This is a genomic window from Mycobacterium neumannii, assembly GCF_048452905.1.
Lineage (GTDB): Bacteria > Actinomycetota > Actinomycetes > Mycobacteriales > Mycobacteriaceae > Mycobacterium > Mycobacterium neumannii_B.
The window spans coordinates 487,968-500,020 of sequence record NZ_JBCGVF010000006.1 but is presented as its reverse complement, the minus strand read 5'-3'; the positions used below and the strand labels follow the sequence as shown (position 1 = coordinate 500,020).

The 12,053-nt window shown below is 68.0% G+C and carries 10 protein-coding genes; 5 read left to right on the top strand and 5 right to left on the bottom strand.

Annotated features, from left to right (window positions below; genetic code table 11):
- Nucleotides 1-135: 135 nt before the first annotated feature.
- Nucleotides 136-1,224 (top strand): SAM-dependent methyltransferase, encoded by a 1,089-nt coding sequence (locus AAHH99_RS20075; RefSeq protein ID WP_418770231.1) that lies wholly within the window; start codon nt 136-138, stop codon nt 1,222-1,224.
- Nucleotides 1,225-1,228: 4 nt separating this feature from the next.
- On the opposite strand, the gene AAHH99_RS20070 is transcribed toward AAHH99_RS20075, so the two are convergent.
- From AAHH99_RS20070 to AAHH99_RS20050, 5 genes are all read right to left on the bottom strand, one after another.
- Nucleotides 1,229-2,191, bottom strand: a complete 963-nt coding sequence (locus AAHH99_RS20070) for a GlxA family transcriptional regulator (protein ID WP_418770230.1) — start codon at nt 2,189-2,191, stop codon at nt 1,229-1,231.
- 70 nt (nt 2,192-2,261) lie between these two features.
- Nucleotides 2,262-4,037, bottom strand: coding sequence for an Hsp70 family protein (locus AAHH99_RS20065; RefSeq protein ID WP_418770229.1), 1,776 nt, complete (start codon nt 4,035-4,037; stop codon nt 2,262-2,264).
- Entirely contained in the window at nt 4,037-5,065 is a 1,029-nt protein-coding gene (locus AAHH99_RS20060) for a dihydrodipicolinate reductase (RefSeq protein WP_418770299.1), read from the bottom strand. Before AAHH99_RS20060 ends, AAHH99_RS20065 begins: the two co-directional genes overlap by 1 nt.
- Before the next feature lie 134 nt (nt 5,066-5,199).
- The gene (locus AAHH99_RS20055; protein WP_418770298.1) at nt 5,200-6,270 is read right to left on the bottom strand and encodes a DUF4185 domain-containing protein; all 1,071 of its coding nucleotides are present in this window, start codon (nt 6,268-6,270) and stop codon (nt 5,200-5,202) included.
- A gap of 67 nt (nt 6,271-6,337) precedes the next feature.
- On the bottom strand, nt 6,338-6,883 hold the full coding sequence (locus tag AAHH99_RS20050) for a hypothetical protein (protein WP_418770228.1): 546 nt from the start codon (nt 6,881-6,883) through the stop codon (nt 6,338-6,340).
- Nucleotides 6,884-7,023: 140 nt separating this feature from the next.
- On the opposite strand from AAHH99_RS20050, the gene AAHH99_RS20045 reads away from it, so the two are divergent.
- Genes AAHH99_RS20045 through AAHH99_RS20030 form a run of 4 tightly spaced genes read left to right on the top strand, consistent with a single transcriptional unit; the run spans nt 7,024 to nt 12,027 of the window.
- The gene (locus tag AAHH99_RS20045; protein WP_418770227.1) at nt 7,024-8,559 is read left to right on the top strand and encodes an ABC transporter substrate-binding protein; all 1,536 of its coding nucleotides are present in this window, start codon (nt 7,024-7,026) and stop codon (nt 8,557-8,559) included.
- Nucleotides 8,559-9,527, top strand: coding sequence for an ABC transporter permease (locus AAHH99_RS20040; protein WP_064394108.1), 969 nt, complete (start codon nt 8,559-8,561; stop codon nt 9,525-9,527). Before AAHH99_RS20045 ends, AAHH99_RS20040 begins: the two co-directional genes overlap by 1 nt.
- Complete coding sequence (locus AAHH99_RS20035; RefSeq protein ID WP_418770226.1) at nt 9,524-10,414, top strand: ABC transporter permease; 891 nt, start codon at nt 9,524-9,526, stop codon at nt 10,412-10,414. The genes AAHH99_RS20040 and AAHH99_RS20035 overlap by 4 nt, the downstream gene beginning before the upstream one ends.
- Entirely contained in the window at nt 10,411-12,027 is a 1,617-nt protein-coding gene (locus AAHH99_RS20030) for a dipeptide ABC transporter ATP-binding protein (protein WP_418770225.1), read from the top strand. The genes AAHH99_RS20035 and AAHH99_RS20030 overlap by 4 nt, the downstream gene beginning before the upstream one ends.
- Nucleotides 12,028-12,053: the final 26 nt, after the last annotated feature.

Sequence of the window (12,053 nt, the reverse complement as noted above, 5' to 3'; positions counted from 1 at the left end):
GGCAGAGTTTGGCACGGCAGGCAGCGCGCGGCGCGGTGTTGCAACGGATACGTCGACCTCCGTCGGCGGCGACGGCCCGCGGGGACTACGGTCGGATGGGACCGAACCTGTTGTCCGCACGTCACGGAGGTCGCGATGCCCGAGTCCAGCATCGTCGTGCGGCCCGAGCCGATGGAGAGCGGGTCGTACACCGCCGGTTCGCGTCTGCAGGCCGCGGGCTTGCAGGGAGCCATCAAGCTCTTCGAGGAAGCGGCCGCAACCGTTCCGATCCCGAGGCCTCCGCAGCCGTTCGTCATCGCCGACTACGGCGCGTCGACCGGCCACAACTCGCTTCTACCCATCTGCGCGGCAATCGCGGTGGTGCGCAAGCGGACCCGCACTGATCACCCCACCCTGGTCGTGCACACCGACGTACCGGATAACGACTTCACCGCGCTGTTCCGCACTCTGGCCGAGGATCCGGACACCTATCTGAGCAAGGACTCGGCGGCCTTCGCCTCCGCGATCGGGCGGTCGTTCTACTCGCAGATCATGCCGTCGAGCAGCGTGATCCTCGGCTGGAGTTCGTGGGCCATCCATTGGCTCAGCCGTGTCCCCGCGCCGATCCCCGACCATGTCCACGTGGCCTACAGCCGCGACGAGACCGTGCGCGCCGCCTACGCCAGGCAGGCCGCCACCGACTGGCACGAGTTCATCGCGTTCCGCGGTCGTGAACTGCGCCGCGGCGGACGTCTCGTCGTGATGACGACGGCGGTCGACGACAACGGTGAGGTGGGGTACCGCAAGGTGCTCGGCGCGCTGGTCGACGCGATCGACGAATTGGCCGCTGACGGCTTGCTGACGGCCGACGAGGTGCACCGGATGGGTATCCCGATCGTCGGCCGGCGCGAGCAGGATTTCCTGGCGCCGTTCGCTCCGAAGGGCCGCTTCGAACAACTCGAGATCGAGCATCTCGAGATCTTCGACGCCGGGGACCGCTTCTGGCAGCAGTACCAAGTCGACGGCAACGCAACGGCTTTCGGGGCGCAGTGGGCATCGTTCGCCAGGGCGGCGGTGTTCCCGATGCTGGCGACGACACTCGAGGGCGGCGTGGCCGACCCGCGATCGGTCCAGTTCTTCGATCGCCTGGAGGCGGGCCTGGCCGCCCGGCTTGCCGCGGCCCCCGAGAAGAGTCAGATCCCGATGGCGCACCTGGTGTTGACCAAGAAGCCGAGGAACCCCTGAGCCGTCAGCCGGCGATGCGATCGCGAAACGTGTTGCGGTAGCTCTGCGGCGACACACCGGTCAGTCGCCGGAACTGCTCGCGGAAGTTCGCCGCGGACGTGAAGCCCACCTCGCGGCCGATGCGTTCGACACCGTGATCGGTGCTCTCCAACAACTGCTGCGCATGGCGGATACGCACGCCGGTCAGCCACTGCATCGGCGTCTGCCCAGTCTCGGCCTGGAAGCGACGGTTGAGGGTCCGCACGCTGAGCGCCGCCTGCGCGGCCAAGTCGTGCAGTGTGAGGTCGCGATGCGCGTTGTGTTCGAGCCATGCCAGCAGGTCATCGAGCGTGGTCTGCTCGGCAATGCTGTTGATCGCCGGGCGGTTTCGCACGATGAACTGGGCCTGGCCTCCGCTGCGGTGCAATGGAGCGACCGCCATGCGTGCGGCATCGGCGGCCATCGCGCTGCCGTGGTCGAGCGCCACCATGTGCAGACACAGGTCGAGCCCGGCCGACGCGCCGGCCGACGAGAGGATGTCGCCGTCGTCGACGTAGAGGACGTCGGGATCGAGGTGCACATCGGGGTACCGCGCACCGAACAGGTCGGCGGCCACCCAGTGGGTGGTGGCCCGCCTACCGTCGAGCAGTCCGGCCTCCGCGAGCGTGAACGCGCCCGTGCAGATGGACGCGATCCGCGCGCCCCCGCGGTGGGCCGATCGCAGCGCGTCGACGAGCTCATCGGGCGGCGGGGTGTCCAGGTCGTCGCAGCCGGGCACCACGATGGTCTCGGCGCGCCGCAGATCTGCGATCCCGCGGTCGCTCGCGATGGCGAGTGGACCTGCGGTCACAACCGGAGCCGTCGCACACACCATGACGCGGTATCCCGGCTCCCCTGAGGGCAGTCGAACGCGGCCGAACACCTCGACCGCCGTCGCCAGGTCGAACGCGATCGTGTTCGGCAGCGCGACAACCGCGACTGTATGCATGCCGGCACCCTACCAATAGGTGGCAATAATCAGCAGAACCGCCGAAATCTTGCCAGCCGACCGAACTACCCTACGGTCCCGGCTGACCGGGTAGTTGCGGAGCGGGCACCCACGGAAGACCTGGGATGGTCGGATACGGCGCCGTCGGGCTCCACGGCGGTGGCTGGGTGGTCGGCGGCGGCTCGGACGTCGGCGGCGGCTCCGTCGTCGGCGGCGGGGGCTCCGGCGACGGCGGAGGTGGAGGTGGCGGTTCGGGCGACGGGGGCGGTTCGGTGACCGTCCGCGTCACCGGCGGAGGCGGCCGGTAGACGGTCTGCGGCGCCTGGGTGGCCGGCGGCGGTGGCGGCGGCTCGGCGGTGGTCGGCGTCGTGGGCCGCGGGGTGACCGTCATCGGCGGTGGGGTGGTCGACGCGGGATCGGGTGCGGACTCGTCGCCGGACATCACCCACAGCACCGCGGCCACCAGCGCCGCCAGCACCACGAGGACACCGCCGGCCAGCGGGACCGCCGGATTGCGGTACCACGGCACCGGTCGCGGCGGCAGGTCGTCCCAGGACTCGTCGTCTCCGAACTGCATCTGCGGCCGCACCTCGCCGGCGCCCGCGGGCGGTCCGTAGTCGTAGGGGTCCGTTGCCATGCCTTCCGGGACCTCAGGCAACTCCTCGGCGTCCGACCAGGCCAACGCCCCGAAGGAACCCGACTGTGGTGCCCCCTCGTCGCCCGAGGAGCCGACCTCGGGGGCCATCGCCGTCGCCGCGGCGGCGGCAGCCGCAGCCCCGGGCGCCGCGGACATCGCGGTCATCCCCTCTTCCACGGTGCCCCGCACGGCGGCCAACCCGCCGCCTACGGCCGCGGCCAATTCGGGATGGGCCGAGGTGATGACCGGCGCCCGGAACCGCTCCGAGAGCGTGGTGGTGACGATCGGGATCCGCGCCCCGCCGCCGACCGACGCGACGGCCGCGAGTTCACGAATTCCGTTGCGCTCCAGGGTCTCCTGCAGGGTGTTCGCGAAGCCCGTGAGGGGTCCGCTCAGCACTTCGTCGAGTTCGGTGCGGGTCAGCCGCACGTCGCTGCGGTGTCCGGGCAATTCGGCCACCAGCGAGGTGAACGTCGCCGTGGACAGCCGCTCCTTGGCGCCGCGACACTGCGCTCGTAATCGAGACAGCGAGCCGATCGCCGAGGTGCTGGACAGATCGACGGCCCCGGCCGCCGACAGATCCTCGAGGACGTGGGTGAGCAGCGCCTGGTCGACCAGGTCACCGGACAGGTCGTGGTGGCGGACGGTCTCGCCGATCTGCGCGTAACCGTTACCGGCATCGAACAGGCTGACGCTCGTTCCGGTCCCGCCGAAGTCGCAGAGCGCGATGACGCCGCGGCTGGGCACCCCCGGTTCGTCCTGCAGCGAGGTCAGCGCCGCCACCGCGTCTGAGACCACGGGCGCGGTCCGGGGCCGCGCAAACTCGGGAACCGCGGCCAGCGCGCCGCGCAGCGCGTCGACGGATGCGGGCCGCCAGTGCGCCGGGTGCGTCACTGCGATGTTGCCGCCAGGACTTCGGCCGCCTCCGACCGCGTGAAGCATCGCCCGCAGGGCGTCGGCGAGCACGACTTCGGCCTTGTGAGTGGAACCGTCGGCGGCAACGATGCCGACATGGTCGCCGACCCGGTCGACGAAATCGGTCAGGATCAGGCCGCGTTCGTCGAGGTTGGGGTTTTCGTTGGGCACGCCGACCTCGGGCGGCCGGTGCGGGAACCGCGTCAACACCGGCGACCGGGTCAGGGCTGATCTGCCCACGACGACGGCCGCCAGGTTGGTCGCGCCAACCGACAGCCCTATCCCATCGGCCATCAGCGGATGGTGCCTGCGCCCGGAATCAATGGCAAATCCAACGCCGTCACCCAGCCCGGCGAGAGGTCGTTGACCGCGGGCACCGCGTTGAGCGCGCGCAGGCCGGTCGCCAGGCAGCCGGCCGCGGCGGCGTCTCGCCCGGAACCGTCGGTGAAACGGAACGCGGTCTCCTGGAAGATGCTGGGTGTGCCCTCGATGTCGACGCGGTAGACGTCGTTCTCGTTGCCCGACGGCCAGTCGGGCGCCGCGTCGTTACCGATCCGGTTGACGTGTTCGAGCTGGATGCGGGTCTCGCCCCGGTACACGCCGTTGATCGTGAACCGCACGGCCGCGACGTTCCCCGGGGCGATGATGCCCTTGGCGGTCTTGCGTTCGGTCGGCGTGACCCACTTGTCCCATGTGGTGGTGATCTCGTCGAGCATGATGCCCGCGGCATGCGCGATCATCGGAACGGTTGCGCCCCAGGCGAATATCAGGATGTCGGGATTTTCGAGAAGCGGACGGTACTCGGGCGGCTTGCCGATGCCCATCTCGCGGTCGTAGTCGCCTTCGTAGTTGGTGTAGTCGAGCAGTTCGGAGGCACGAACCTTGCGCACCTCCGAACACAGACCCATCAGCGTCATCGGGAATAGATCGTTGGCGAACCCGGGGTCGATGCCGGTGGTCAGGCACGACGATTCGCCGAGTTCGCAGGCTTCGGTGATGGGTTCGATCCAATTCGGCGGGTTCAGATGCATCGTGGGCCAGATCCAGGGCGTCATCGCGGTCGAACAGACGTCGATGCCGGCCCGAAGGAATCGGGTGATCAGTGCGATGTTGTCGTCGGCGTGATTGGCCGTCGGTCCGTAGTGCACCAGCGCGTCGGGTTTCAGCGCGATCAGCGCATCGACGTCGTCGGTCGCGGCCAGACCCAACTCCGTGTCCAGCCCGCAGATCTCACCGACATCGCGGTCGACCTTGTCCGGGTCGTTCACGCCGACGCCGACCAGCTCGAACAGGGGGTGTTCGACGATTTCGGGGATCACCATCTTGCCCACGAAACCGGTGCCCCAGACCACTACACGTTTGGCGCCGGAATCCCCAGATCTCCCAGCCACTGCTCGCCTTCCCTTCGGCCCCGCTCTAACACCATAGGGGCGTCACGACCCCGACGGATCGGACGCTACAGATTGATCGGGTCGGGCGGCGGCACCGTCTTGGTGCTGTCTTTGAGCGCGGTCTTGAACTGCATCGCTCGATACGGCCAGCCGGTCGTCGTATTCCACTGCGAGACAATCAGCCCGATGCCACCGTCGATGTCGAAGCGCGATCCCGGCAACAGGTAGCCGCCGTAGAGCTGGGCGACCCGGCTGCCGAGATGGTCTTCGTCCTGCCACGCCGATCCGAGGATGGGTGTCTGAACCGGCGTGGTGTGCATGTTGGCGACCGGTGAGGCCACCACGCGGTAGCCGAGCGCATACTTCGATGCGAGAAATCCGCCGAGGACCCACTTCCCCGGCCCGATGCGGCGGAACGCGAGCTCGCCCCATCGCTCGCCGGCGGGCGTGATCGGCGTCGCCGATCTCGTCCCCCACGACCATCGCGTCCCGTCGAAATGCCAACTCAGATAACGGGTCCTGTCGCCGATATGCTCCGGACGCACGCGCATCAGCACGATGCCCTTGTCGCGCTGGAAGCCGGTCGCGGCCACGTACACCCAGCCGTCGTCGGGGTCGTAATCCCAAGCCCAGCACTGTGCATGACCGTCGTGGAGGTCGGCGGGAAACTTGGCCTTGTCCCCAAGATGTGTCCAGTTCACACCGCTGTCGTGCGAGCGCCAGATCTCGGTCCAGACGACGTTGCCGAAGCCGCGGTTGACGATCGCGTGCAGATACATCGACCCGCCGACGGTCAGCAGGTCCGACGGGATCACCGTGCTGATACCGCCGCGAAGCCAGCCGGTGCCGGCGTCGTCGTGCTCGTAGTGCCACAGTTGGCGCGCGTAATCGGGATCGCTGCCGCCGGCGCGTTCGTAAACGATCGGGTGGTCGGCGTCGCCCGTGCCGATCAGGACGACCGGGGATCGCCAGTCCCCCAGGCCGACCCGCAGACCCGAGAAGGTGTCACCGAACACCGAGACCAGCTTTCCGTTCGGCGCGACCGCCGACGCGCCGAGGTCGGTGCACGTGACACCCCATCGATCGGTCAGGCCAGGACCGGTCAGATCGAGGGCCTTGCCGTTGAGGAGCGGCAGGCGGGCCCGCCCGGCGGGGTCCAGCCCGCCGGCCGGCCGCTCCTCCGATCGACGGATCGTCAGCTACCTAGTAGCAGATGCGCAGACCGCCGGGCTCGCAGATGAGTGGATACGGCGTGACGGGAATCGCCAGCGGTTCCTTGAACGTCATCGTCAGCGGCAATTCGACCATCCCGGGCTGCTCGCCGCACACCGCACCGTGAATGATCCTGGCGCGCCCGGTGAGCGTGGCCCCGTTGAAGGAGTAGATCTCCTTCTGCAGCGCGGTGCTGCCGTCGGGGCAGTTGCGGATCGAGTCGAAGGTGTTGGCCTGGAACGTCCACTCGCCGCCGACCATGTTGGCTTCGGCGCCTCCGCGGCCGGCCGGTGTGACCTTGAGCCGGCACCCGACGGGAAGGATCAGCGGCTCGCGCAGATCGCCCACCGTCGGTACGCAGATCGGGTAGATCTCCCAGGTGGTCTCGGCCTGTCCGGCGATCTTGACCGTGTAGACCCCTTCGGGGGTGTCGGGGGATTTCACATCACCCTGGCCGGCCGCGATCCCTACGGCACCGAACATCAGCCCGAGCGCGCACGCCGCGATGCCCAACGCCCGTGCGATCGTCTTGGTCACGTCGTGCCCCTCCAGCCGTCTACGGTTGATGTCGAGTATCTCAGTGTGCACGCAGCGTCGTCACGGCTTTCCCCGGCTCCGGGTTTCGCTGCTCCCTGGCGAGGGGTAGAAACGATGCACACAACCGGCGGGGTGAAGGCATGAAACGACTGGTGGAAGTACTCGCCACCGTGGTCGTCACCGCCGTCGCCGCCGTGACGGTGCTGGCCGGGTGCTCCACCGGCCAAGGTGTGGATCTCGGGGAGTCCTCGAACAACCTCGTCGCCGCCATCGCCGGCGAACCCGACCAGCTCGACCCGCACAAGACCAGCGCGTACTTTTCCTTCGAGGTGCTCGAGAACGTCTTCGACACGCTCGTCGAACCGGACTCCAACCTCGAGATGCGGCCCGCACTCGCCGAGTCGTGGGAGGTCAGCCCCGACGAGTTGTCGTGGACCTTCCATCTGCGGCCGGGCGTGACGTTTCACGATGGCAGCCCGTTCACTGCCGACGACGTCGTGTTCTCGTACCGGCGCATCATCGACGAGCAGTTGGCCAACGTCGACAAGTTCAGCGCCGTGACCGACGTGCGGGCCGTCGACCCGATGACCGTGGTGCTCCGGGTCAAACATCCGACGCCCAACCTGTTGACCAACATCGGCGGATTCAAGGGCATGGCGATCGTGCAGCGTCGCAACGTCGAAAGCGGTCAGATCGCCACTTACCCGGTGGGTACCGGACCGTTCGCGTTCCAGTCGCAAAAGAGCGGCGACTCCATCATCTTGACGGCGAACAAGGCGTACTGGGGTGGCATTCCGAAGGTGGGCGGTGTGACGTTCCGGTTCATCTCCGAACCGTCGACCGCGCTGTCGGCGCTGCAGGCCGGTGAGGTCGACTGGACCGACTCCGTCCCGACGCAGCGGGTGGAGCAGCTTCGTGACGACGACTCGCTGCATCTGCAGGTGGCCGCCAGCAACGACTACTGGTATCTCGCGCTCAACGAGGCGCATAAACCGTGGGACGACGTGCGGGCACGCCAGGCCGTCGCCTACGGCATAGACCGCGCCGCGATCGTGCAGGCCACCAGCTACGGCACCGCGGCCGCCAACCAGCTCGCCATCCCCGAGGGCAACCCCTGGTACACCGCATACGACCGCTACCGCTACGACACGGAGACCGCCCGGCGGCTGCTCGACGAGGCGGGCGTCGGTGACGTCGATCTCGACATGCTGGTCACCAGCGAGTATCCCGAAACAGTGACCGCGGCGCAGGTCATCGCGGATAACCTTGCCCCGCTTGGCATCACGGTCAGCATCCGCACCGTCGACTTCGCCACCTGGCTCGACGAGCAGAACAACGGCAACTTCGACATGCTGATGATGGGCTGGCTCGGCAACATCGACCCGGACGACTTCTACTTCGCCCAGCACCATACGAACGGAACGAGCAACGCCCAGAAGTACTCCAATCCCGAGGTCGACCGCCTGCTCGACGCGGGCCGCGTCGAGACGGACCGCCAAGCGCGCTTCGAGCTCTATCAGCGCGCCGCGACGATCATCGCCGACGAGGTGAGCTACATCTACCTGTACAACCCGTCGGTGATCCAGGCGTGGGTGACCAATCTGTCCGGTTACGAAGCCCGCCGTGACGGTGCCGTGCGCTTCCGCACGGCGAGCCTGAACGGGAGCGAAACCTGATGACCGGCTTGCTCACTCACCCGATCACGCGGTTTCTGGCGCGCCGGTTGGCGTACTCGGCGGTGGTGCTGCTCGGCGTGCTGGTCGTCAGCTTCGCGCTGGTGCACCTGGTGCCCGGCGATCCGGTGCGCATCGCGCTGGGAACCCGCTACACACCGCAGGCTTACGAGGCGTTGCGGTCCGCGAGCGGCCTCGACAAACCGCTCGTCGAACAGTTCCTGTCCTACATCGGGAACGCGTTGACCGGCAATCTCGGGGTGAGCTTTCGCAACGGCGACCCGGTGACGGTGATCCTGCTCGAAAGACTGCCAGCCACAGTGTCACTGGCGGCGGTCGGAATCGTCATCGCTTTGCTGATCGCCATCCCGGCCGGAATCTGGTCGGCGCTGCACGAGGGCCGGGTCAGCGACGCGCTCGTGCGGGTGGGCAGCCAGTTCGGGGTGTCGATCCCCGACTTCTGGATGGGCATACTGCTCATCGCGCTGTTCGCCTCGACGCTGCACTGGCTGCCCACCTCGGGCTACCGGCCACTGTTCGACGACCCCGTGGGCTGGTTGCGCCATCTGATCCTGCCCGCGCTCACCGTCGGACTGGTGGCGGGCGCGATCCTGACGCGCTATGTGCGCTCTGCGGTGCTCGAGGTCGCCGCGATGGGTTACGTGCGAACCGCGCGCTCGAAAGGGCTTGCGCCGCGGGTGGTCACGCTGCGCCACACCGTGCGCAACGCTCTGATTCCCATCCTGACCATCACCGGTATCCAGCTGGCCACGATCATGTCCGGGGTGATCGTCGTGGAGGTGGTGTTCGCCTGGCCGGGGCTGGGCCGGCTCGTCTACAACGCAGTGGCAGGGCGTGACTACGCGGTCATCCAGGGCACGGTGCTGTTGATCGCGGCGCTGTTCCTGTTGATCAACCTGATCGTGGACGTGCTCTACGCCGTCGTCGACCCGAGGATCCGGTTGTCATGACAGCTCCCGCCGAGTCGAGCAGCAGGGTGTCGTCGCTGCGGCTGCTCATGGGGAACCCCGTCACGGTGGTCAGCGCGGCCCTGCTCGTGCTGATCGCGTTCGTCGCCGTCACCGCCAACTGGATTGCGCCGTACGGCATCAACGACGTCGACGTCCCGAACGCGCTGCAACCGCCCAGCGGGGCGCACTGGTTCGGCACCGACGAACTGGGCCGCGACGTGTTGTCGCGGGTGCTCGTGGCCACGCAGGCGTCGATGCGGGTGGCGGTGGTCAGCGTGGCGTTCGCGGTGGTGGTGGGCGTGACGGTCGGTGTGGTGTCGGGCTATCGCGGCGGATGGCTCGACACCGTGTTCATGCGCGTGGTCGACGTGATGTTCGCGTTTCCGGTGCTGCTGCTCGCGCTCGCCGTGGTCGCAATCCTCGGACCCGGTGTCACGACGACGATCCTGGCGATCGGCATCGTGTACACACCGATCTTCGCCAGAGTGGCCCGCGCCAGCACCATGAGCGTCCGCGTCGAACCGTTCGTGTCGGTGTCGCGCAGCATGGGCACCGGACACCTCTACATCCTGGGCCGTCACATCCTGCCCAACATTGCCGGACCGCTGGTGGTGCAAACGTCGCTGTCGCTGGCCTTCGCCATCCTGTCCGAGGCCGCATTGTCGTTTTTGGGGCTGGGCATTCAGCCGCCGCAGCCGTCGCTGGGGCGGATGATCTTCGATTCGCAGGGCTTCGTGACGATGGCGTGGTGGATGGCGGTGTTCCCCGGTGCCGCCATCTTCGTCACGGTGCTCGCGTTCAATCTGCTCGGTGACGGTCTGCGCGACGTCCTCGATCCCCGGCAGCGCACGCTCGCCGAAACCCGCCGGAAAGGGACGCAGCAGTGAGCGATCCGGTGTTGAGCGTGGGAGACCTGCGGGTGAGCATCGGCAACCGGGAGATCGTGCGCGGAGTGTCGTTCGACGTGCACCGGGAACAGACCCTCGGCATCGTGGGCGAGTCCGGTTCGGGCAAGTCGATGACCGTCCTCGCCGCGACGGGCCTGCTCGACGCGCCGGGTGCGCGGGTCTCCGGAACCAGCACGCTGACAATCGAAGCCAGCCGTACCGAGCTCGTCGGCGCCTCGAACCGAGTGTTACGCAGCGTGCACGGCGGCCAGATCGGCTTCGTGTTCCAGGACCCGGGTACGTCGCTGAACCCGCTGTTGACGCTGGAACGGCAGATCACCGAATCACTTGAGGCGCACCGGCGGATGACCCGACAGCAGGCGCGCGTCCGGGCGCTCGAGTTGCTCGAGGCGGTCGGGCTTCCTGACCCGCAATCGCGGCTGCGCGCCTTTCCGCACCAGCTGTCCGGTGGGCAGAAGCAGCGCGTGATGATCGCGATAGCGATGGCATGTGACCCGGCTCTGCTGATCGCCGACGAACCGACCACCGCCCTCGATGTCACCACTCAGGCGCAGATCGTCGAACTGGTCGCTGAACTGCAACGCGACTTCGGCACCGCGGTGGTGTGGATCAGCCATGACCTCGGCGTGATCGGCCAGGTTGCCGAGGACGTGACGGTGCTGCGCGGCGGCGAAGCGGTCGAACAAGCCTCGGTCATGGACGTTTTCGACCGGCCTCGCCACGAGTACACCCAAGAATTGCTCGAAGCGCGACCGCTCGTCGGGCGCCCGGGTCCACCCCCGGCGCCGGATGCACCGGTACTGCTGAACCTCGAGGGTCTCGACGTGCGGTTCGAAGTCAGCACACCGGTCGGCAAGTCGATCGTGCACGCCGTCAAAGACCTGTCATTTCAGATCCGTCGGGGCACCACGCTGGGCCTCGTCGGCGAGTCGGGCTCGGGCAAGTCGACCGTGGCGTCCGCGCTCACCGGTCTGCTGCGGCCAGACGCTGGCACCGCGAAGCTCGGTGACGCCGACGTGTTCGGGGTGCGGGGGAAGGCGGAGAAGGCGTTGCGCCGGCGGATCGGCCTCGTGTTCCAGGACCCGTTCTCGTCGGTGAACCCGCGCGCCCGCGTTAGCACCGCGATCGCCGAGCCGCTGATCGTGCACCGGCTCGCGAAGGGTCGGCGCGCCCGCGCCGCCCGGGTCGATGAACTGCTCGACCTCGTCGGTCTGCCGACGTCGTTCGCGTCGCGCTACCCGCACGAGCTGTCGGGCGGCGAGCGCCAGCGGGTGAGCATCGCCCGCGCGCTGGCCGGTGAACCCGAGTTGCTGATCCTCGACGAAGCGACTGCGGCGCTGGATGTTTCGGTACAGGCGAAGGTGCTCGATCTGCTGGCCGGTCTGCAACGCGACCTGGGGCTGACCTACCTGTTCATCGCGCACGACCTCGCGATCGTCCAGCAGGTCAGCCATGACGTGCTGGTGATGCGCGAAGGTGCGGCGGTGGAGTACCGGCCGGCCGCCGATTTGTTCACCTCACCCCGCGACGACTACACCCGCGCGCTGTTGGCCGCCGTACCCCCGGAGCGTCCCCGGGCTTCGGCCCAGTAGGGTTGTCAGCTTCCTAGCGGCGAGAA

Excerpts from the sequence above, each read along its gene's own strand:
- AAHH99_RS20075 (WP_418770231.1), top strand. The coding sequence starts at position 136 with ATGCCCGAGTCCAGCATCGTCGTGCGGCCCGAGCCGATGGAGAGCGGG.
- AAHH99_RS20070 (WP_418770230.1), bottom strand. The coding sequence starts at position 2,191 with ATGCATACAGTCGCGGTTGTCGCGCTGCCGAACACGATCGCGTTCGAC.
- AAHH99_RS20065 (WP_418770229.1), bottom strand. The coding sequence starts at position 4,037 with ATGGCCGATGGGATAGGGCTGTCGGTTGGCGCGACCAACCTGGCGGCC.
- AAHH99_RS20060 (WP_418770299.1), bottom strand. The coding sequence starts at position 5,065 with ATGGTGATCCCCGAAATCGTCGAACACCCCCTGTTCGAGCTGGTCGGC.
- AAHH99_RS20045 (WP_418770227.1), top strand. The coding sequence starts at position 7,024 with ATGAAACGACTGGTGGAAGTACTCGCCACCGTGGTCGTCACCGCCGTC.
- AAHH99_RS20040 (WP_064394108.1), top strand. The coding sequence starts at position 8,559 with ATGACCGGCTTGCTCACTCACCCGATCACGCGGTTTCTGGCGCGCCGG.
- AAHH99_RS20035 (WP_418770226.1), top strand. The coding sequence starts at position 9,524 with ATGACAGCTCCCGCCGAGTCGAGCAGCAGGGTGTCGTCGCTGCGGCTG.